Consider the following 21,591-nt stretch of genomic DNA (forward strand, 5'->3'; position numbering starts at 1 on the left):
AAAAAAAAAAAAAAAAGCCCCCATTAAAACCCAAAAACCAATAAAAAAAATTTTAAAAAAATTTTTTTCAAAATTTTTTTTTTTTCCCCCCCCCCCCCCCCCCCGTTAACACTGATTAACAGACACTTACCTATATTCATCCCTTGTGGAAAAAAGGGAATAAAACCCACACGCCATCTTTTCTGCAAAAGACCGGGGCAAACGCTCATCTTTTTTTTCTCAAGGAACCGAAAACTTGTAAAATCCACCACACTATTTCCCAAAACGAAATATGCGTTTCGCGGTTTTTGCCTGACTTACCTCATATTGCCGGAAATCCGGCATACATTTTTTTGGCCGTTTACGCCGGATAGTTATCACCCTTTTATCCCATTTCCTCCCAATTGTGAGAAGAGGAAACATCTATCTATTCAGAAGGAAGCATCGGTATACAAAAAAGGAGAGAAAGACAGCAACATCGTATATGTCAGGATTTTAACCATCTGTCTGATTATTTTTGATCATCCATAAGGAAATTATTTAATTTCAATACTTTCATTTAATCGATAACAATTCAACACCATTCATTAAAAAACAACAAATCAAGATGAAAAAAATCATTTCTTTCGGTTTGCCGTTTTTACTTCTTGCAGGCATATTTTTATCCTGTAAGGAAGATAAGCCGGTGAACTTTCAACCTTTCGACCCATCGAAAGAGATTAAAGTGACGGGATTTTATCCCGATTCGGGAGGTATTGCCACCCCCATAATTATTGAGGGTGAAAATTTCGGTTCGGATACCACGGGAATGAAGGTCTACTTTGTGGACACGTTGAATGTGAAGCATGAGGCGGGTTTGGTAGGCTCCAACGGCAGGAAGATTTACGCGATGGTGCCCAAACTGACCTTCCTGCGCAAAATGGACATTATTGTGGAACGGACTACGGGCGATGGCAAAGTGGTTTCCGGCACCGGAGCGCGCAATTTTTTCTACAAGACGCAGACGGCCGTCAGCACGGTGGTGGGAAAACCGATGCCTGGAGAAAACAACGTGCCGACCCTCGGAGGCGACCTGACCAACTCTTCCCTGTCCGCACCTTTCGGTATCTGCCTCGATGATGAGGATAACATCTTCATTACCGAGCGAACCTTTGACGGACAAGGTCTTAACGGAGGACAAGGAGCCCGCAACGACAAGAACGAAGGTGTGAATGGCAACCTGCTGATGGCCGACCAAAAAAACCAGTCGCTGATTGTTTTGAGATATGGTTCAGCCAACCTCAACTCTCCCGCTTTTTCCGGCGAAACCAACAATGAAGCGGTCTATCTGCCCGAAGACCAGGCAGGGGGCTTTTACCAGTTGCTGAAGAGTTTGAGCTATGCCCCCCGGCGCCGGCAGGTGATTACCACCGGTACGGGAAATATCTTTCAAAATAACTGGTGGTACTCTTTCGTGGTGAACAAAAATGATCACCAAATCTATTCGGTGCTTTATAACGGTCAACTGGTCCGCATCCATCCCGTGACCCGCAATGTGGAAATCCTGCTCGACAACATCATGCCGGAATACGTGAATGCCCGGAACGGGAAACGCGGCGCCAACACCTGGATAGCTTTTTCACCCATTGAGCCCGATATGCTGTATATGGTGTTGGAAGACTACAATCTGATCAAGCGGTTAGATGTTTCCGATTTGGGAGACAAAGATAAAACGACCTACCGGGGAGAAGACTATGCCGGTCTCACCATGATCGACGGGCCTGTCAACGGACGCGGCTGGGAAGACGGCCTGCTGCAGAATGCCAAATTCTTCTCACCCAAGCAGGTGGCTTTCACCTCAGACGGCAAACTTTACATTGCCGATACGGGGAACCACTGCATCCGTATCATCGACACCACAGTGCCCAAAGAGAAAGCAACGGTCAACACCGCCATCGGATTGCCGCAATCAGCCGGTTTCCAAGACGGAGGACCGGAATTCGCCAAATTTCACTTTCCCATCGGCGTGGCGGTAAACAGTGACGGAAGCGAAATCTATGTCGCGGACAAAATGAACCACGTGATCCGCAAACTTTCCATTGAATAATTAAACCCAAGAAGAGTATGAAAAAAATAATAACTTGTATCGCCATCCTGTGCTGTTTGCACGTAACCCTTGTGCCGGCGCAAAACCGGAATCTGGAAATATCGGGGGTGGTGATGGATGCCACACTCAATGAACCGCTGCCGGGAGTTTCCATTTTTATCAAAAATGCGCCGGGTGTGGGAACCAACACCGATGCCAACGGCCGGTTTAAAATCAGCGCGGCAAAAAACGAAATCGTCGTTTTTCAAATGATCGGCATGCAAACCGTTGAAAGGTTGGTACAAAATAACGAGACCAACATCATTATTGAAATGAAAGAAGACACGCAAGTCCTCGATGAGGTTGTAATCACCGGGTTGACTTCCCAGAAAAAAGTATCCATAGCCGGAGCCATCACCACGGTGGACGTCGCGGAGCTGAAGACGCCGGCCACATCTTTGAACAACATGCTGGGGGGCCGCGTAGCCGGCATCATGACCAGCCTGACCTCGGGAGAACCCGGACAGAACATCTCCAACTTCTGGGTGCGCGGCATCGGCACCTTCGGCGCAAACGCCGGCGCCCTTGTGTTGATCGACGGACTGGAAGGCAGCCTGGACAATATCGACCCTGACGACGTGGAATCTTTCTCCGTGCTCAAGGACGCGGCCGCTACAGCCGTCTATGGTGTGCGCGGCGCCAACGGCGTGGTGTTGATAACCACCAAGCGGGGACAGTCGGGCAAATTGCAGATACAGGGGAGAGGCACCTTTCAGGTAAACCAACTCAAGCGGTTACCCGAATACTTGGAAGCTTATGATTATGCCAAACTGGCCAACGAAGCCCGCGCTTTGTCCGGTGAGTCCGACATTTATACCCCCCTTCAACTGGATGTCATCAAATCGGGGCTCGACCCTGACTTATTCCCCAATGTGAACTGGATGGATGAGATTATAAAAAAAACCTCCCTTAAACACAACTATTATCTAAGCGCCAAGGGCGGAGGAGAAATGGCCCGCTATTTCGTGTCGATGGGAGCGCAATTTGAAAATGCAGCCTACAACCAGGCGGAAGTGCGGTTCAAAAAGCCGATGTCTTATAACAAGATCACCTACCGCGCCAACATCGACATGAACCTGACTCCCTCCACCTCGCTCTATTTCGGAACGGACGGGCATATCACCAATCAGATCAAGCCGGGATTTGCCAACACCAACCAACTCTGGAATGCGGCACGGATGCTTACGCCGCTCATGTTTCCGGTAACCTATTCCGACGGGACATTGCCCACTTACGGGACTTCTGACTTGTCTTCCCCGTATGCCAACCTCAATTATACCGGATACAGCCAGACAAACAACAACAGCAACATGCTGACCCTGGAAGTGAAACAGGAGCTAAAAGGATTTTTGGAGGGGCTGAAACTCTCGGCACAGGTACAATCCCATCTGCAAACCTTTGTGACCGAATCGCGGACACTGGGACCCAACATGTACCGCGCCACCGGCCGCGACTCGAAAGGAAAGCTTATCAAATCGCTTACCCGGAAAGAAGAAAACCTGCAATATCTCAAAGGCAGCAACCACTGGAGAAAATACTATTTCCAGGCCAAAGCGGATTACAATAGGTCGTTTGACGCGCATGACGTAGGAGCCCTGCTCTTTTATTATATGGAAGATGTACAGGACGGACGGTGGGATATAGGAGCTTTCGGCATCCAGTCCATTCCGGCCCGCCGCCAAAACCTCTCCGGACGCCTCTCCTACGGTTACAACAACACCTACTTCATTGATGCCAATTTCGGATACACCGGCTCCTCGCAGTTCAAAAAAGGGCAGCGCTTCGGTTTTTTCCCTTCCGTCGCGCTATCGTGGATTCCCACAGGTTATGAATGGGTCCAGGAAAATCTACCCTGGATCAGTTTCCTCAAGCTGCGCGGCTCCTACGGGTTATCGGGAAACGACCAGTTGGCCGGAGCCATACGTTTTCCCTACCTCACCCTGATCAGTAACAACGCAGGCACAACTTGGGGATACAGAGGCTTTGGTATCACCGAAACACAGGTCGGTGCGGACAACTTGAGATGGGAGGTATCCAAGAAAGCCAATGCCGGAGTCGAGGTTAATTTTATGAACGACCGCTTGAAAATTGTGGCCGACGTGTTCCGCGACCAGCGTGACGATATCTTTATGCCGCGCGTGACGTTACCCTCTTACCTGGGATTGGTGAACCTGCCCTTTTCCAATGTGGGACGAATGCACAGCTACGGATCCGACGGCAATATCGAATACAACCACACCATCAACAAGGATATGGGCTTTACGGTACGCGCCAACTACACCTTCTCGCAAAACATCATCGACTATTACGAAGAGAACAAACTGCCGTACGACTACCTGAGCGTTACCGGTAAACCGTATGGCGTTTTAAGGGGTTATATCGCGGAGGGGCTCTTTGCCAGCCGCGAAGAGATTGAAACCAGCCCCGACCAGTCCGCTTTCGGCCGTGTCCGCCCGGGCGACATCAAATACCGCGACGTGAACGGCGATGGCCGCATCAACGAAGATGACAAAGTTCCTCTTTCTTACGGGAATCAGGTCCCGCGCATGATGTACGGTGCGGGTGCCGATTTCCGCTGGAAAAACCTTACTCTCGCCTTCCTTTTCAAGGGGGCCGCCAAAGTGGAATATTACCGTTCGGGTATCGACATCCAGTATTACGGGCCTAACGCGCCGGGATGGATACCCTTCTACAACGGCGACTTGGGCAATGTGCTGAAATTGGTGAACAATCCGAAAAACCGATGGACACCTGCCTGGTACTCGGGCGACCCCGCCACGGAGAATCCCGATGCCGAATTCCCGCGCCTCTCCTACGGCAACAACCAGAACAACGAACAACTTTCCACGTTCTGGAAGCGCGACGGCTCTTACATCCGTCTGCAGGAAGTCAGTGTAAGATACAAACTGAAAAACCACAAATGGTTGCAAACCGCCGGACTAAACTCCATCGATCTGGAACTGGTGGCCAACAACCTGTTTACCATCGACAAGGTGAAATTTTTTGATCCGGAGCAGGCACACTATAACGGAGGAGCCTACCCGATACCGACATCCTATACGTTCCAACTCTATCTTAATTTTTAAAAACACGAAAGTTATGAAAATATTTTCAAAAACAATAGTACTGTGCGGCATCCTGTTGAGCGCGTGGTTCACCTCCTGCAACTTCCTGGATGTGGATAGCTATTTTGAAGCCACCTTCCAGCAAGACTCCATTTTTCACAGCCAGGCAAATGCGGAGGGATATCTCTGGAACACACCCACACGGTTTCCCGATCCCGGCGCGATCTGGGGTAATTCCTGGACTCCGGGACAGTTTGCTTCCGATGAACTGACCGCCCGTTGGCGTACCACCGAATTCTCGGGCATACGCTTTACCGTGGGTGAAATCAACGAACGAAATGTGCCTTCACGTATGAATATCTGGTATTCCATGTACTCCGTAATCCGGCGTTGCAACATTATGCTGGCCAATGTGGACAAGGTGGAAGACATGAACACGCTCGACAAACAAAAATATCGGGGATATGTGCATTTCCTCAGAGGTTATGCCTATTACCACCTGTTGATGAACTGGGGCCCCTGTTTGATTGTGGGAGACGATGTCATCCCCAACTCCGAATCGGCCGAATTTTACGACCGGGAACGGGCCACCTACGATGAAAGCGTCGATTATATCTGCGGGGAGTTCGGCAAAGCGGCAAAGGTATTGCCCACCTCCGCCCAGCAATCGATCAACTATTTCGCCCGCCCCACCAAGGGCGCAGCGTTGGCGTTGATTTCCCGGTTGCGTCTCTATCAAGCCTCTCCGCTCTTTAACGGAGGTGATGCCGCCAAGCGTTGTTTCGGCACATGGAAAAGAAAAAGCGATGATAAATTCTATGTAAACCAAGTATATGATCCCGACCGCTGGGCGGTAGCAGCTGCCGCCGCCAAATCAGTGATTGACATGCAGTTGTATGAACTGCACACAGTGGAGATGGATACCAAAAATCCCTATCCCCTGGCGGAGAATGTGCCGACCGCCCCGTTTCCCCTCGGCGCCGGCGGAATCGACCCCTACTACTCCTACAGCCACATGTTTAACGGCGAGGGGGTGATTCAGACCAACAAGGAGTTTATCTGGGCTCACGAGTCGAGTAATGTCACAAACTACACCAAACACTGCTTCCCCGTTTATTACGGAGGCTGGGGCGGCATGTCCGTGCCGCAGCGAGTAATCGATTGCTACCTGATGGCCGATGGCCGCGATATCCATAACGCCTCCGAAGAGTATCCCTATGAACCTGATTTGACAAAAACCATCGGTAATGATAAAATGCTGGGCGCATACCTCTTAAAAGGGAACGTGCCCAAGATGTACGGTAATCGGGAAGCCCGGTTTTACGCCTCCATCGGATTCCCGGGAAGTTACTGGCCGATGAACTCCGCCTCCCAAGACCTCACCTACTCCAAAAGACAGATGTGGTTCTCCAAGGACGACCCCTCCGGGATTACCGGCGCCGGCAGCAACATCAACGACTATTGCGTAACAGGGTACGTACCTGTAAAATACATCCATCCGGATGACTCATGGGCGGACGGAAAGGGGAACGTAAAAGCGAACTTCCGCACCTCACCGAAACCTTTCCCCATTATCCGTTACGCGGAGGTGCTGTTGGAGTATGTGGAAGCGCTGAACAATGTGGAAGGTTCTCCTTCGGTGAAAGTGCTGAACGCCATAGGCGATACGACCACCGTTACCGTGACACGCAACACAAACGAGATGAAGTATTATTTCAATATGATCCGCTATAGGGGGGGAGTGGCCGGCGTTACCGACGCTGAGTTGGCCGACAAGAACACCTTCGGGAAAATCCTGATGAATGAACGCCAAGTGGAACTCTTCAACGAGGGATACCGCTATTTTGACACCCGCCGTTGGGGAATCTACCTGGACGAAGACGCCAATTCGTCTAACTGGCGCGGGCTGGATGTGGAAAAAGAACGAACCGATGCCAACAACAACGGTGGATTCTGGAATATTGTCACGATCAATCTGCAAAATATCCGGGACCGGATTGCCGAACCGAAAATGATGTTTCTTCCCATTCCGCACGATGAGTTATTAAAAGTTCCTGCCATGGACCAGAATCCGGGATGGAACAGATGAGGTTGAATATTTTTATCCTATACAAATTATGAAGAATAATATATCCGTCATTCTTGTCACTCTCGCCCTACTGGCACTGCATGCCTGTAATTCTTACGACTTTGAACAAGAACAATACAGAAATGAAATCAATTTGCTGAGCAACAGCTCCCTGATTTACGACCGCCAGGTGGCCGATTTGAAGGGCGAAGGCGACACATTGTACCTGGTTGCCGGGCTGAGCGGTTCCCAGCCATCCGGGAAATCGATGAAGGTCTCCATCATGGAGGCCGATTCGCTGCTGAAGGCATATAACAAATCCAATTTCGATATCGACCACGCCCGCTTCGCCAAGTTGCTCCCGAAAAAGTTTTATTCCATCCCCGAAACATCCAACGTGATCAAACCAGGCGAATTTCAGGTGAAATTTCCGGTTATCCTGAAAGACTTGGAAGAACTCTCTCCGGACAGCATCTATTTCCTGAACTACCGGATTGACCCGGTGGGCACGGATGCTTTCAACGACAACAAGAAAGAGGTGCTTTTCAGAATTTACAAAAAGAATGAATTTGCCACGACAAAAACAAACACGTTCTACAACTACACCTCTTCCTATATCTACACAGGAAGCGAAACACCCAGACGTCCGACCAGTTCCAACCAGGTATTCCCCCTGGGTGTGAATTCCGTACGCCTGATGGCAGGAGATGAAACCTTCGGCGAATACAAATCGGCATTGGAAAAAATCAACCAACGAAGCATCGTGCTTCAAGTGGGTGAAAAAACACCGCAGAATCCGAATGCCCGGAAAGTGACGATTTCGCCCTATCGCACCATCGACGTGCAGACGATGCCCCCCACGGGAGAATACGACAACACATTCAGGATTAACGTCGTTTCCACCCCCGACGGCCGGGCCAACTATTACAAGGAGTTCAGATTGCACTACAAATACCGCTTGACCGCAACCGATCCCTATCGCGAGGTACAGGCGATTCTGCGCCAAGAATACAATCCGAGAGCCGATCTGTTATAATGCGAACCGTTAAAACAAAAGAAATCAACATGAAAAAAAATACTTTATTTACAACATTACTTATCGGTGCTCTCTGTTTCATGGGGATTATTTCCTGTAAACCGGACTATGAAACCGATTTCGAAGTGAAAGAGCTACTTGTCGACTACCACGACCGCGGTATCATCTCTTTTCCCGTCAACGGCGGTGAAAAAGAAATTCCCGTAAAGACCAATCTGCCGGTCGAAAAATGGAATGCTCGCTCCAATGCGGAATGGTGCCGGGTGGAAAAAAATGCGGATAAAGTCACGGTTTCGGCCACAACAAACAACTTGTATATGACACGTACGGCAAAAATCTCCATCGCCTACGGACATCAGGAATATACCATCGAAGTGTCGCAATCGGGCAACACGGGGGTACCCTCCATCACGATCGAGGGTAAAACGGAAGGAACGGTAATCAATGTAACCGACAAGGGAGGTGTCGTCAGCGTGACGGCATCCTCAGAAATGAACATCGATTATGTCACACCGGATTTTGAGAACACCTGGATAAAACTCATCAAGATTGAGCAAGGAAGCGGCAACGAACAGATCATCACCCTGCAAATTGACACCTCTTTTTCGGATCAGGAACGAACCGCGACCGTTACGGTACAATCGTCCGAGTATGTGAACCAAAAGGCTTCGTTCTCCATCGCGCAGGATCCGAAAGTATGGGTTCAAATTCCGTTGACATCCGACATGCTGTCCGCAAATGCCACTCAGGAAAATGACGGACACGGACTTCCCGGTCTGGTGGACGGCGTCAAAAACACGTTTTACCATACGCTCTGGAGCAAGGTATCTCCCGGAGGAAAGCCTCATTTTGTACAGATGAACCTGAACGAGCCGGTTCAATACCTCCGGATTGCGTACAGTTCAAGACACAACGGCGACGGGGGGGGAGACGTTACCCGCGCCGGAATATGGGTCAGTGAAAGCGGAAAAGATGTGGATAGTGAATGGTTCAAGGCAGCCACCGTCACTTTTCCGCTTCCCTCGGGAAGAGCCGTTACCGTTCAATCCGACCAGGTAGCCGTATTCGATACCCCCTGTCAATACATCCGTTTTGTTCCGGAAGCGAGGAGAAACAAAGATCCCCTCGATGCTTCCAACACTTCCAACGGTTGGTGGAACATGGGAGAACTTTACCTCTACACCTTCAGCGAATAAGAGCCTTTAATCAAAAGGATAGGAGGCGCTATCCGCCTCTTATCCTTTTCAACAGTGGAGAGTCGATGAAAAAATTGTTTTTTACCGTTGCAATCTGTTATACGCTTTTTACCGCTTGTCGCTTTTCCCGCCCGGTCGATATTACCCCGCATCCCGTTAACCGGGAAGCGGACATTATCTACCGGCAAGCGTTGAGATTGGCGGAATCAAGCCATGAACTTGATTCTGCCCAAGAATGTATACACCTGCTCGACCGGGCCATTGCCATCGACAGCCTAAACCCCGATTACTACGGGGTAAAAGCCAGATTGCTTACCGAAATGGGATATCCCGGTGAGGCACTCTCCGTACAATGTTACGCCGACTCCATCGGCGCCATTGACGGAACATACCTGTTCCAACTCGGTCTGCTGCAAGCAGTAGCCGAAAAACCCGAAGCGGCATCCCGCAGCTTCAAACGCAGCAACGACTATCTGAATGCCGTTTTAAAACGGTATCCCGACAGTCTGGGCGCATTCATCCTGCAACAGGCGGCTTATTCCCTCTACCAGGGAGAAGATTCGCTCTATATGTCCGACATCGTCGCCATCCGGAAACGGTTTCCAAACCGTCTGTTGGAAGTGGAAATGAGCCGGCGGGTCAAACCGCGCGCACTGATCACCCAAATCAAAATGATTGAAAAACAGATTCTGGAAGACGATATATCCCGAATACTGAACAACCTCAACGACAGCATAGAATCCCTCCAAAATTAAACCATCATGAAACGGTATCACCCCTTCTTTTATCTTGGGATGCTCGTCATCTCATTTTTGTTTTTTACGGCATGTTCGGAAAAAACGGAAAACATACCCCCTTTTCTTGAAATAGGAAACAAAACGGTCTCTTTTAACAACACTCCTTCCTCGCGCGAGGTCACGGTCAAATGCCATACCGACGATTGGAAGGCGACCGTCTCGGAAAATGCCATATCATGGCTCAAGGCAACCCCGCAAAGCCGATTGCTGCGTATCAGCGCCGATGAGAATAAAGATCTGGATGTGCGGAAAGGAGAAATCATCATCACTGCCGGAAACCTGAACGGCACCATTGTCGTGGAACAGTTGGGAAAAGATCCGGCCATTTTGCTCTCTGCCGAAACGTTCTCGCTGTCGGCCGACGGCGGCACCATGGAATTGGAAGTCACCTCCAATATAGATTACGACATCGTGATTCCCGACGAGGCAACATGGATTAAAATAAAATCGGGAACCCGCGCCAACGACATGGTGAAAAAGAATTTTTCCTTCGAAGTGGAATGGAACCTGCAACCGGGCGAACGGCAAACCGAAATCACCATCCGCCAAAAAAACGGCACGCTCGAGAAGAAAGCACAGGTTCACCAGAAAGCACGGGGAAACTATGAAGGCATTTCCGAAAACGACATCAAGGACGATATCAAAGTTCCCGTGAGCCGCGCAACGGCCAGTTCATTCCAGCCGGGCGGCGAAATCGAAAAATCGTTCGACGGCGATTACAGCTCCATCTATCACTCCTCATGGAACAACAGTGGACCCAATTACTTCCCCATCACCCTCGAATATTTCTTTGAGAACCAAGAGAGTATCGATTATCTCCTTTATTATCCCCGTCAGCAAGGGCACAACGGTCATTTCAAGGAGGTGGAGATATGGGTGGCGACGGAAGAGAAGCCGACCCACGAGAAAGTGATGGATCATGACTTCAAAGGCGCGTCCATCGCAGCCAGAGTGTCGTTCCAAAAACCGTTGGTGAAACCCAAGTCGGTGAAATTCATCATCCGTTCCGGACATGGCGATGGACAGGGATTCGCCGCCTGTGCCGAGATGGAGTTTTACCGCAAGAATCCCGACAACTTCGACCCCTTGACGCTTTTCACCGACCTTACCTGTTCGGAACTCAAACCCGGTGTCACGGCGGAAGATATTGTCAAAATATCCAACAACCTCTACCGCAATATCGCCCTCTACCTTTTTAACGACATCTATCCGAAAGAGTTCCGCATTCAGCACTACAAGGCCTGGCCGCATCCCGACGATTGGGCGCACGCAAACAAAACTTCAACGCTCAGCCTGCTCGATAACCCCACCGGAATAAGTATTGCCGAAGGCGAAGAGATGGTTGTTTTCGTGGGCGAGACAGGAGGTTATCCGTTAAACCTCAAAGTGCAGAATCTCGACAAACCCGGCGGTGACGGCTACGGAAACGCTTCTTATTACCCCTTGTCGAAAGGAATAAACAAATTCAAGGCACGCAACAAAGGATTGGCTTACGTCTTCTACCACACGCCCGATTATCAAACCGCTCCTCCCGTAACCATCCATTTTGCCACCGGAAAAGTAAACGGCTACTTCGATTCGCGGAAACATAACGCCGCCGACTGGACCCGCCTGGTCAATGCCGCCGTGGACGATTATTTCGATGTAATGGGCGAACACGCTCATCTCACATTCCCCACCGCCCATTTTAAAACATATGCGGCCAACAACGGCAATCAATTGATCGATGCTTACGATGAGTTGGTGCGATTGGAAAAAGAGTTCATGGGATTGATGAAATACAACCGCCCGACAGTGAACCGCGCCTATTTTCATGCGATGTATCATTCTTATTTTTACTCTACCGCGTACCGCACCGCATACAATATTACCGGAGAAAATGAAAGAAGAGTACTTCTGAACGTAAACGAATTAAAGAAATCTCCCTGGGGGCCGGCGCACGAGCAGGGACACACGTTTCAAACCCGCCCCGGATTCAAATGGCACGGCATGACCGAAGTGTCCAACAACGTCCACTCCCTTTGGGTGCAGACGCAATGGGGAAATCCCTCGCGGATAGAACAAGAAAATCAGGGACGCTATAACAACCGGTACGAGAAAGCCTTCCACAACTCTTTCGTGAAAAACACGCCTCATCCGGGCGAAAATGATGTGTTTTGCAAATTGGTCTCGCTGTGGCAGTTACAGCTCTATTTCTCCAACGCCCGCGGACAAGAAGATACCTACAAAGATCTCTATGAGAAAGTACGCACCTCGCCCGACAAACCCAATGCCGGAGAACAACAACTGGAGTTTGTGAAAATGATGTGCGACGTCACCCGCACCGATTTGACCGGTTTTTTCCGCAAATGGGGATACCTGTCGCCTTTCGACCAAACGATCGACGATTACGGCAACGCCCGCATACTTATCACCCAAAGCCAAATAGACCGGACTGTGGCAGATATAAAAGCGAAAAATTATCCCCTCTTGTCCGAAAAAGTGGAGTATATCTGCGACTCCAATTGGGAGGTGTTCAAAAACCGGCTGCCGGTAAAGGCAGGATCCACGACAAAAAGCGGTAAAACAATAACCATGACCGGCTGGAAAAACGCGGTGGCCTACGAAGTATATGAGGGGGAGAGCCTGGTATTTGTTTCCAACCGCGCCTCGTTTACCCTGGATAATCCGGCCACGGCCCACACCAAAGTGTATGCGGTGGCCTACGACGGGACAAAAACGGAAGCAAGTTTTTAAACGATGGGTATAAAAGAAAAAATAATAAGCATCGTCATTCCGGTATATAATTCCGCCCATAAGTGTCGGAATTTTGGAATGCAACTCATGGAGTACGGTTCGGCATTGTGGAGCGTCTTACCCCCCTACCTCCACACCTTCCGTTTCGCCTACGCCTACCTATACGGTATAGGAGAGATGTGCTGTTTTAAATTCAAGCATGGGTTTTCCCATGCTTGAATTTAGAAACGGGGAAGCCTATTCCGCCGGATTGAACTATAATTCAAAAACCGGGCAGTTGTGGTTCCTCGACAACTATGGTGTGGGCGGTTCACTTGTCAGCCAGTTGACCTGGATTCCCGGAAAAGGGTTTATAGAACATGCGGTGGGAATGGAGGGGTTTTTGAATGAATTAACGGACTTTGCAGGAAGTGACACATGGAAGGATTTCGGACATGGCCTCAACGGTGCTGCTTTTGTTGCCAGAGGCCTGGCGCATTCTACCGGAAGGGCTTTGGACAGAACGCTTGCCTATACCTATTCAAATTCGGCGACAAAAGCTTCCCAGGTAATGTTTAAACTTCCCGGAGGGAATATGTATATACCTACGGGAGTTGTGAAAGGATCGTCGAGTGCGTTGAAAATTGGAGGGAATACTCTCGGACTAATAGGAGTTGGCATGACATTTCTGGAAATAAAAGAGGGTCATAAAGAATTAGTTGGTGAAGGCGGAGTGGATTTAATTATGGGTTTTGTCGGTTTTGTTCCGGGTTGGGGATGGGCTGCCGCAGGCATCTATTTCGGCGGAAAGTTTCTGCTCGAAGCTACAGGAAACGATTTTTGGAATGAACAATGAAAAGCGGATATGAACTGGTTTTATTATTTGAATTATAGAATTTACAAGTTTTATCAGAGAAGAAAAGACAGCACTCCTGCTATAGCCTCTTTTTTTGCCTGTATAACTCTATTGTTCTTAAATATTTTTATAATATTGGCAATGATTGATTTTCTTTGGCCTCTCTCGTACTTCGACAGTAAATACAACGCATTACTCCTTATGTTTTTATTGGCTTTGTTGAATTATTTACTTCTCTACAGAAAAAAGAAACATGTGGACATTTTCCATCATTTCGACAGGAACCGTGAATTGTACCGCAAATGGGACTTATCGACCACGCTCTATATTGTGGGAACTATTGTATTTATGCTGGTGATATTAATCATTGCCGATATACGGAATCACCGGTAAAAAAATACACCGGCGATTGGCTCCGGACTTCTGACCGCAGAATAATTAACGTTTTTTAACATCCCTCCATGCAACTTTTTTGACTTTCCCATCTTTTTAATATAGGAAACAAAAAAAACGTGCTATGGAGACATTACAATTTAAATCGAATAATCAGAAGGAGGGCTTCCGATTATTTTCCACATTGTTACTTCTTATCGGTTTGTCATTGGCTTTTTCTTCTTGCAGCAAAGACGATACCCCTTTACCACAACCCGAAAAACCCGAAAAGATAATAATTATGTTTGGCGTTGATTGGGGAGAAGGCACCCTTGAGGCAACCGTGGACGGTGTGAAAATTGACTCGCGATCCGAAATTGAAAAAGGAAAAACCGTTGTCTTTAAAGCGACCCATTCCAAGTCGTGGGAAATCAAATACTGGAAAATAAACGGAGAAATGATCCGTTCGGTTGCGCCAGATCAAACCTTTGAAAATGTCAAGGAGCACATGGATGTCAGGGTCGCTTTTAAAAAGTGGGAGCCCACTTCAACCGAGTAGGCCGGGGTAACCTAGCGGGGAAGGATATGCTTTACATGGATCAAAATAAAGATAAAGTGCTTATCCTCTTTCTCACATATTTATTGTAGACGTATATTATTGGAATAATGGCTATTATACAGGTAATTGAAATCAAAACAGAATAAGTCAGATTGGTTCTTATCATATTGACTTCCATACCTGACAACTTACTGAACCCGCCAATTAGAAACCGATAAATGGGCTCGTGCACACTCATAATGATCAACGAATTAACCCCCATATACTCAAGCGTTCTATTCTTATTGACCAGTTTTGACAATACAGCCCAGAACAGAATGCCGCATAATGCTATTGGAATAAAATAAATGGGAGATGTCTCAATATCGCCGCTGTATCCATTTTGAACAGCCATAATTTGAACGTGCATACAGCCGACTAATAGTAAGATTTTAAAAACCAATGCAAGATTCGTAAAGCTCCCTTCCCGTTCTTTCAAGATAAACCCTGTTCCATAAAAAACTAAACCAAAAAAGGCCGTATGCAAGCCAAAAGGGAAAACATTCAGATCATACAGTCGCACCAAGGTGCCGATTGTGAAAGATATGATTAAGACTGATAATATTCCTATTTTGTCTTTAATCTTTGAGATAAAATAAAAAATCAATTCCGTCGCAAACAAACAAGGTAAAAACCACAATGGCCCATTAAAATATAAGTGGTTTCCTTCCAAAGTTCCGTAAAAGAGCCCGACAAATTGGTGAAAAATACCATATTCACCACCTCTAAACCTTCTCTCTATGACCACCCAATATAAAAAAGTCACCAGGAAAAACAGCACATAAGGTATATAAACAGACTTAAATTTTGATTTGAAGAATCCTTTAAAATCAGGATATTTATCCGGATTATACAGAAAACCCGATATCAAAAAAAACAATGGCATGTGAAAATTCCAGATAAAGACACGTAACTCAGGTATTCGTGTCACGTGTCCGAGCACCACGAAAAAAATACCAATGCCTTTTAGAATGTCTATGTAATTCTTCCTCATCATGTTATTCAAAATCTCGCCACAAATTATCTTTTGCCTTTCTCGACCAGGACAAAGTCAGACAACACCTGATGGTATAAATCCACCACTTTTTTTGCTTTCTCGTCCCATGAGAGCTGTTCCTGAAGTAACTTGCAATTCAGCGATAATTCTTCCAGCAATGGCCGGTTCTCATAAAACCTATTTAAATGTTCAGCAAAATCAATAATGGATCTTTCAGGATTTGTAAGCGGAATTTTACGACCGACTTTATCATTGACTGTGGCACCAAAGCCACAGGTGTCGAAGCACAATACAGGAAGTCGATTACTTAGCGCCTCCAATACAACGTTAGGGTTATCTTCACTCACGCTTGTGAAGAAAAAAAGTTGCGCTTCGCGCATTGCCTGATGTACCTCGGCAAGGGGTCTGTTACCATGCCACACTATTTGGTCGGAGATTTTCAAATCAGCCGCGAGCTGTTTTGCTTCCTTTTCCTGCGCTTGGTTGCCCTGACCATACACATCTAAAATAATTTGTTTATTGTGGGTAGCCGCCAATGCCTTCAAGGCCAATGGTAATTGCTTGCGAAAATCGAATTTCCCCACCCACATCACATGAAAGCCGTCGTTATAGAATCTTTCCATGGGCACATCGCTCTTTACAAACAATCCTGTTTCGGAAAGCAGCACAGACTCTCTTTTCTTGTATTTTTTTATTGCCTCGTATGAAACAGGGATTGAACTCATCAGCAAACTTGCTCTTTTGAACGCCTGGTTGACCCGATAATCATACTTTAACTGTAATAGATTTATGCTGTTTTTGAGACGATTAAAAAGTTGCAACTTTAAATCCGCACCCTGCAGATAAGCTGCCGGAAATTGTTTCAGGCCTCCGATGGGTCCCCAAACAAAAGGAATGTCCTCTATTTCCCACAGATTGCCCGGTTCCCGGTAACCAATCATATTGAGTTGGTGCAGGATATCTATTTTGTGATCGGCAACAATCAGCTTTGCCATTTCCAATGTTTTCTTCTGCCATTTTTTATAGTGGGCATAGAATCTCCAATCACCCTGATTCCAAGCCATCTTTCTGACTCTCTCCGAAACCGGATTATAATAAAAACGCATATTATCCCTTTGGGGCAAAGTGACAAGAACAGCTTCTATTTCATCCCGAAATTCACCTTCCGTGATGACATGCACGCTGCAATGTTTCGCTAAATGGGCGCACATGTTCCATCCTGTGCCGGGTTCACTGCCCCTCATTGGAGAACAAGCATAAGCATTGATGAGGACGTTTAATTTTCTCATTTCTTTATTGTTTGACAAGTTTTCGTTTAATATTGAATCAATAATCCGCAGGGCAATGTTTTCGGAAAGGAAAAAGAGCTCCAAAGCCTCTTGTTATCCTATCCCACTATATGTAAAACCGTGAGATGCCAATTCTTCTTTATGATAGATATTGCGTCCGTCAACCACCAGGTAATCATCCATGCTTTTTTTCAATCTGTTCCAATCTGGCAGGCGGAACTCTTTCCACTCAGTAGGAATGATGAGAGCGTGAGCCCCCTGTACCGCATCATAAATATCGGCGGCGTAATAAATCCCATTGTTGAGGTATTTACGCGCCTCGTTCATCGCGGCAGGGTCATAAGCTCTTACCCTCACACCGGCCTTCAGCAGGCTGTCTATAAGTGTGAGTGAAGGCGCTTCACGCATGTCGTCGGTTTCAGGTTTGAATGACAATCCCCACACAGCAACAGTTTTATTCTTTATTTCCCCGTTAAAATATTGACTGAATTTGCGGAAAAGAATACTTTTCTGGTTATTATTGACGGCCTCCACCGCTTTTAAAAGTTTCATTTCGTAACCAAAAGCTTCTCCCACCTTTATAAATGCCCGGACATCTTTCGGAAAGCAGCTGCCACCATATCCGCATCCGGGATAGAGGAAACTACGGCCGATACGGCTATCGCTTCCTATACCACGACGTACCATATTGACATCTGCCCCCACCAATTCACAAAGATTGGCCACGTCATTCATAAAACTGATACGGGTGGCAAGCATGGCATTGGCAGCATATTTGGTCATTTCGGACGATAAAATATCCATGAAAATCACCCTGAAATTATTTATCACAAACGGACGGTAAAGACGTGTCATCAATTCCTCTGCCGTCTCGGATTCCACACCGACTATCACGCGGTCGGGACTCATAAAATCGTTAACGGCAGCGCCTTCTTTCAGAAATTCGGGATTGGATGCCACATCGAACTTCAAATTCCGCATTCCACGGCTATCGAGACGGTTTCTCACCAACTCCTTTATACGAAATGAAGTGCCTACCGGAACAGTACTTTTGGTAACAATCAGCAGTGGTTTTGTCATGTTGTCGGCGATATTCTCGGCCACAGTCATCACGTAAGACAGGTCGGCTGTCCCTTTCTCATCAGAGGGAGTGCCCACGGCGATAAAAACTATTTCCATATCGTTTATCACCGAGGCCAGATCCGTGGTAAAATGCAAACGATTCGCTTCAGTATTGCGAATAACAATGTTTTTTAATCCCGGCTCGTAGATAGGAATGATTCCCCGTTTCAAATCCTCTATTTTTTTTGAGTCGATGTCCACACAAGTCACATCTACTCCCATCTCTGCAAAACACGCTCCGGAAACAAGTCCCACATACCCCGTGCCAATAATAGCTATATTCATACGATTATTTCACTTTTTTATTTAATAATATCCAACAGCGCAATCTGTTTTTTAATATTTCTCACAACTCAGGCTTTTCCTCTGCAAATGCTCTTTCGAACACACTCAGCTGATAATAAGGGTTATAATACTTATCGATTATTTCGTGTGATCTTTCCCTCAAGAGGTTCCTATCCATGTTATTTATCCATTTCTCAATTTTAACTCTGAGATCGTTCACGTCATTTTCCTTAAAGAAGAAGCCATTATATCCATCTTCTATGGCTTCGGCTTCAGGCATTTGATTCACCATATTATCGTGTGTGCCCACAGGCGTGCCGAAACTCAGGGAATGAATCCCCGTCAATCCCACATTTCCGGGGGACACACACAGGTCGGACATAGATAGAAATTTGCCTATCACCTCTTCATCGTAGCATGCACCCGTAAAGTACAACCATTTTTCCTCGAGACCTTTTTTTCCCATCTCCTCCAGTATCCCTCTTTCGGGACCGTCTCCCATCACCACAAGATTAGCCCTGGGTTCCTCATTATTTATCTGATGGATCGCTTTCAACAGCATATCCAATTTTTTCACTTTGGTCAACCTTCCAATAAAAATGACAACAGGCAAAGAAGGATTCCCGAAAAAAGGAAACACCTCGTTCTTTTCCAATCCTTTCAGTTTCTGATTCAACAATTTATGGGCATCGTAGTCCAGCGAATTGAAAACGACATATAAATTATCGGGGTTAAATCCATGTTCGATATGGAATTTTTTCGATCGTCTTTCGTAAAGTAGCATCTTGTGTCCAAGTCGAAAAAAAATCTTTTTCAACCTCAACTTGAATCCTTTCTCACGTCCGTACAATCCATGTGCCCAGAAAAAGACCTTGATGCCACGGAGCCGACAGATTGCGGCAGCTATCCAGGTGGATGGGCGGGACATTTCCGAGGTGAAAATGGCGTAATCAAATTTAGAGCCGCAGCATTCGCGTATGACTTTTGTCTGCCAAAGGAGGGTTTCCCTTTTCCACCAATAATTTCTCACTTTATGCAGCCGATGTTTGTGCGATAAAAATCCTTCCTTTTCAAAATCGATCGCTTCAACCCCATTCTCACTGTCTCCAAAGAAAAAATGCATATCCCAACCGGGATGGTTGATCAAAATATTCCATATCGGTCTCCTATAATGAGGTGCTATGTCCGCAAAAAACTTTATCGTTATCATAAAACATTTTTAACAAATTCCTTTTATTGTAATGATGACCCATCAATGATTCGGCATGTCATTTATCTCTTTTCATAAAAAGCGTCGCATGGTTATCAAATCACCATTCGATTTGTCCTCCTCCACTTCAAAGCCGAATCTTTTCCCTATCTTATAAGAAAAATGATTTGATTTGATAAATTTGATGTATAGTGACTCTAAATGTATTGACACGGCATAATCGATCAGATATTGAAACATTTCCATGCCAATCGCCTTTCCCCAATACTTCTTTTCTCCGATATAGGCCCATGCCTCGCCATCTGAATCAGTGATATGCTTGATGCCCAATACCCCGATTGGGTCTTCATCACGCCATACAGAACGAATATAATAATCCTCTCTGTCCTTGAGGTTCTCAAACCATTTTTCTTTCGATTCGCGGTCTGATTCGGGAGTCAGCGTAAGTGCCCTGATTTCCGGATCACTCAACCATTCCAAAGACTTTTCAAAAGTCTTACGATCAAATTCCCTGATATCCACATCAATAATTCTCCTGTATTCCATAATATATTTTATTTTTTTATTGCAAATATGAATTGACGCTTTTGTGCTCTTTTGAATGGCTGCCATTTCAGATAGGTTCCCGAACGCCAAAGCCATTCAAGGGGACCATAGAGGAAGCTTTTGACCCAGTACCGGCTGAGGATGATCTGCCATGTGTATATTATCAGTCCCAAGGCGAAAAGCGCGGCCGCTCCCATATTGCCGAATACCGATCCAAACCCCCACGCCGAGAAAAGAATCGCACCTGTCATATTTTGCATTTCATAATTGGTAAGTCCCATACGGCCATATGGAGTTAGCAAATTCAAATATTTCCTGATACTGTCCACTTGGTAAAGAGTGATAAATCCCATCGCCAATGTTGCTGACAGGGTGACAGTGCCGATGGTGCTCAAAGCCGAGATCAGAAGCGTGTTAAACGGAATGGTGTCCCCCTCCACTCCCAATCTTGACAAGTTGGATGGCACATCCGGCATGAATTTGATGGCCATGAAAATGGCAAAACTACCCAGCAGGAATAAAAAAAACAACCGGACATTTTTCTTCTTTCTGGCATGCACATGCTCAAAAAAACGAAGCCGCCCTACGATAAATCCCATGATAAACAATGCCAGGATCATGTATCCTGTATTACTATACATGAATTGAAATTTCAGTTTATCCAGTGTTTTAACAGTCAGGTTCTCCTTGGCTGATTGAAAGAAGGTTCTACTTTCGGGAGAGGTGTTCCCGGCCGGTCGTTCCGGTATGTCTCCGGAAACGGTCGCTGAAGGCTGTTCAATGATCACATCATCAAAACGTGTATTGTCAAAACCGACTATAAACCAATTTGGAACACCTGTCAACAGCAAACACACCAAAACCATGAGCACCCAATTCTTCAACGGAAACAGGAATACCAGCACCACGCCGAAAACCGCGTAAATGGTAAGGATATCAACGTAAGCAAAAGCAGTGCCGACCAAACCAATGAAAAAGAGCAATAACATTCGCCATAAAAAACGTTTACGAAAATCAACACCTTTCTTCGATGCTCTATCCATTTGAATATAAAAACTGAGGCCAAAGAGGAAAGAGAAGATGCTTATAAACTTACCCCGGATCATCGTATTGGTGAACCATTGAACGACACCGTCCCACCTGGTGGAAAAAGCGGTATCCGGCATATTGCCGGTGGCGTAGCCGAAATGATCCAGCATATGCATAAGAATCACCCCTAATAACGCAAAACCTCTTAAAGCGTCTATAACCGTCATTCTTTGCGAAGGAGCCGGAATAATTTCATTTTCCCTTATCATACCCATAGGTTTATTATTGTTTCAAGCTGTTGTCTCA

Annotated in this window: 17 protein-coding genes; 11 read left to right on the plus strand and 6 right to left on the minus strand. The window is 46.6% G+C overall.

Annotated features, from left to right (window positions below):
• Window positions 1-586 precede the first annotated feature (586 nt).
• The 11 genes from D7D25_RS14085 (at window position 587) to D7D25_RS14130 (ending at window position 14,768) form a co-directional block, all read left to right on the plus strand.
• Window positions 587-2,065, plus strand: a complete 1,479-nt coding sequence (locus D7D25_RS14085) for a hypothetical protein (protein WP_122969582.1) — start codon at window positions 587-589, stop codon at window positions 2,063-2,065.
• A 17-nt stretch (window positions 2,066-2,082) separates the two neighbouring features.
• Entirely contained in the window at window positions 2,083-5,190 is a 3,108-nt protein-coding gene (locus tag D7D25_RS14090; protein WP_122969583.1) for a TonB-dependent receptor, read from the plus strand.
• A 13-nt stretch (window positions 5,191-5,203) separates the two neighbouring features.
• The gene (locus D7D25_RS14095; protein ID WP_122969584.1) at window positions 5,204-7,258 is read left to right on the plus strand and encodes a RagB/SusD family nutrient uptake outer membrane protein; all 2,055 of its coding nucleotides are present in this window, start codon (window positions 5,204-5,206) and stop codon (window positions 7,256-7,258) included.
• Between the two features lie 28 nt (window positions 7,259-7,286).
• Window positions 7,287-8,273 (plus strand): BT_3044 domain-containing protein, encoded by a 987-nt coding sequence (locus D7D25_RS14100; protein WP_122969585.1) that lies wholly within the window; start codon window positions 7,287-7,289, stop codon window positions 8,271-8,273.
• Between the two features lie 29 nt (window positions 8,274-8,302).
• Entirely contained in the window at window positions 8,303-9,469 is a 1,167-nt protein-coding gene (locus D7D25_RS14105) for a BACON domain-containing protein (protein WP_158602628.1), read from the plus strand.
• A 65-nt stretch (window positions 9,470-9,534) separates the two neighbouring features.
• Complete coding sequence (locus D7D25_RS14110) at window positions 9,535-10,224, plus strand: hypothetical protein (RefSeq protein WP_122969587.1); 690 nt, start codon at window positions 9,535-9,537, stop codon at window positions 10,222-10,224.
• Window positions 10,225-10,230: 6 nt separating this feature from the next.
• Window positions 10,231-13,002: a M60 family metallopeptidase gene (locus D7D25_RS14115; RefSeq protein ID WP_122969588.1), complete on the plus strand. Its 2,772-nt coding sequence runs from the start codon at window positions 10,231-10,233 to the stop codon at window positions 13,000-13,002.
• Between the two features lie 3 nt (window positions 13,003-13,005).
• On the plus strand, window positions 13,006-13,221 hold the full coding sequence (locus D7D25_RS17880) for a hypothetical protein (RefSeq protein WP_148038938.1): 216 nt from the start codon (window positions 13,006-13,008) through the stop codon (window positions 13,219-13,221).
• Window positions 13,214-13,837, plus strand: a complete 624-nt coding sequence (locus tag D7D25_RS14120) for a hypothetical protein (RefSeq protein ID WP_148038939.1) — start codon at window positions 13,214-13,216, stop codon at window positions 13,835-13,837. The genes D7D25_RS17880 and D7D25_RS14120 overlap by 8 nt, the downstream gene beginning before the upstream one ends.
• A 141-nt stretch (window positions 13,838-13,978) precedes the next feature.
• Window positions 13,979-14,230: a hypothetical protein gene (locus D7D25_RS14125; protein WP_148038940.1), complete on the plus strand. Its 252-nt coding sequence runs from the start codon at window positions 13,979-13,981 to the stop codon at window positions 14,228-14,230.
• 124 nt (window positions 14,231-14,354) lie between these two features.
• Window positions 14,355-14,768, plus strand: coding sequence for a hypothetical protein (locus D7D25_RS14130; protein ID WP_122969591.1), 414 nt, complete (start codon window positions 14,355-14,357; stop codon window positions 14,766-14,768).
• 40 nt (window positions 14,769-14,808) lie between these two features.
• On the opposite strand, the gene D7D25_RS14135 is transcribed toward D7D25_RS14130, so the two are convergent.
• From D7D25_RS14135 to D7D25_RS14160, 6 genes are all read right to left on the minus strand, one after another.
• Window positions 14,809-15,804 carry an acyltransferase family protein gene (locus tag D7D25_RS14135; RefSeq protein WP_122969592.1) on the minus strand — a complete coding sequence of 332 codons (996 nt, stop codon included), beginning with the start codon at window positions 15,802-15,804 and terminating at the stop codon, window positions 14,809-14,811.
• 23 nt (window positions 15,805-15,827) lie between these two features.
• Window positions 15,828-17,093 (minus strand): glycosyltransferase family 4 protein, encoded by a 1,266-nt coding sequence (locus D7D25_RS14140; protein ID WP_122969641.1) that lies wholly within the window; start codon window positions 17,091-17,093, stop codon window positions 15,828-15,830.
• A gap of 93 nt (window positions 17,094-17,186) precedes the next feature.
• Window positions 17,187-18,500: a UDP-glucose/GDP-mannose dehydrogenase family protein gene (locus D7D25_RS14145; RefSeq protein WP_122969593.1), complete on the minus strand. Its 1,314-nt coding sequence runs from the start codon at window positions 18,498-18,500 to the stop codon at window positions 17,187-17,189.
• Window positions 18,501-18,561: 61 nt separating this feature from the next.
• Window positions 18,562-19,710 carry a glycosyltransferase gene (locus D7D25_RS14150; protein WP_122969594.1) on the minus strand — a complete coding sequence of 383 codons (1,149 nt, stop codon included), beginning with the start codon at window positions 19,708-19,710 and terminating at the stop codon, window positions 18,562-18,564.
• 72 nt (window positions 19,711-19,782) lie between these two features.
• Entirely contained in the window at window positions 19,783-20,256 is a 474-nt protein-coding gene (locus D7D25_RS14155) for a GNAT family N-acetyltransferase (protein WP_158602629.1), read from the minus strand.
• Between the two features lie 8 nt (window positions 20,257-20,264).
• Complete coding sequence (locus D7D25_RS14160; protein ID WP_255417322.1) at window positions 20,265-21,560, minus strand: DUF418 domain-containing protein; 1,296 nt, start codon at window positions 21,558-21,560, stop codon at window positions 20,265-20,267.
• Window positions 21,561-21,591: the final 31 nt, after the last annotated feature.

This window comes from Proteiniphilum sp. X52, from assembly GCF_003712195.1.
Lineage (GTDB): Bacteria > Bacteroidota > Bacteroidia > Bacteroidales > Dysgonomonadaceae > Proteiniphilum.

Coding starts and splice junctions, on each gene's coding strand:
- D7D25_RS14085 (WP_122969582.1), top strand. CDS start 587: ATGAAAAAAATCATTTCTTTCGGTTTGCCGTTTTTACTTCTTGCAGGC.
- D7D25_RS14090 (WP_122969583.1), top strand. CDS start 2,083: ATGAAAAAAATAATAACTTGTATCGCCATCCTGTGCTGTTTGCACGTA.
- D7D25_RS14095 (WP_122969584.1), top strand. CDS start 5,204: ATGAAAATATTTTCAAAAACAATAGTACTGTGCGGCATCCTGTTGAGC.
- D7D25_RS14100 (WP_122969585.1), top strand. CDS start 7,287: ATGAAGAATAATATATCCGTCATTCTTGTCACTCTCGCCCTACTGGCA.
- D7D25_RS14105 (WP_158602628.1), top strand. CDS start 8,303: ATGAAAAAAAATACTTTATTTACAACATTACTTATCGGTGCTCTCTGT.
- D7D25_RS14110 (WP_122969587.1), top strand. CDS start 9,535: ATGAAAAAATTGTTTTTTACCGTTGCAATCTGTTATACGCTTTTTACC.
- D7D25_RS14115 (WP_122969588.1), top strand. CDS start 10,231: ATGAAACGGTATCACCCCTTCTTTTATCTTGGGATGCTCGTCATCTCA.
- D7D25_RS17880 (WP_148038938.1), top strand. CDS start 13,006: ATGGGTATAAAAGAAAAAATAATAAGCATCGTCATTCCGGTATATAAT.
- D7D25_RS14120 (WP_148038939.1), top strand. CDS start 13,214: ATGCTTGAATTTAGAAACGGGGAAGCCTATTCCGCCGGATTGAACTAT.
- D7D25_RS14125 (WP_148038940.1), top strand. CDS start 13,979: ATGATTGATTTTCTTTGGCCTCTCTCGTACTTCGACAGTAAATACAAC.
- D7D25_RS14130 (WP_122969591.1), top strand. CDS start 14,355: ATGGAGACATTACAATTTAAATCGAATAATCAGAAGGAGGGCTTCCGA.
- D7D25_RS14135 (WP_122969592.1), bottom strand. CDS start 15,804: ATGATGAGGAAGAATTACATAGACATTCTAAAAGGCATTGGTATTTTT.
- D7D25_RS14140 (WP_122969641.1), bottom strand. CDS start 17,093: ATGAGAAAATTAAACGTCCTCATCAATGCTTATGCTTGTTCTCCAATG.
- D7D25_RS14145 (WP_122969593.1), bottom strand. CDS start 18,500: ATGAATATAGCTATTATTGGCACGGGGTATGTGGGACTTGTTTCCGGA.
- D7D25_RS14150 (WP_122969594.1), bottom strand. CDS start 19,710: ATGATAACGATAAAGTTTTTTGCGGACATAGCACCTCATTATAGGAGA.
- D7D25_RS14155 (WP_158602629.1), bottom strand. CDS start 20,256: ATGGAATACAGGAGAATTATTGATGTGGATATCAGGGAATTTGATCGT.
- D7D25_RS14160 (WP_255417322.1), bottom strand. CDS start 21,560: ATGGGTATGATAAGGGAAAATGAAATTATTCCGGCTCCTTCGCAAAGA.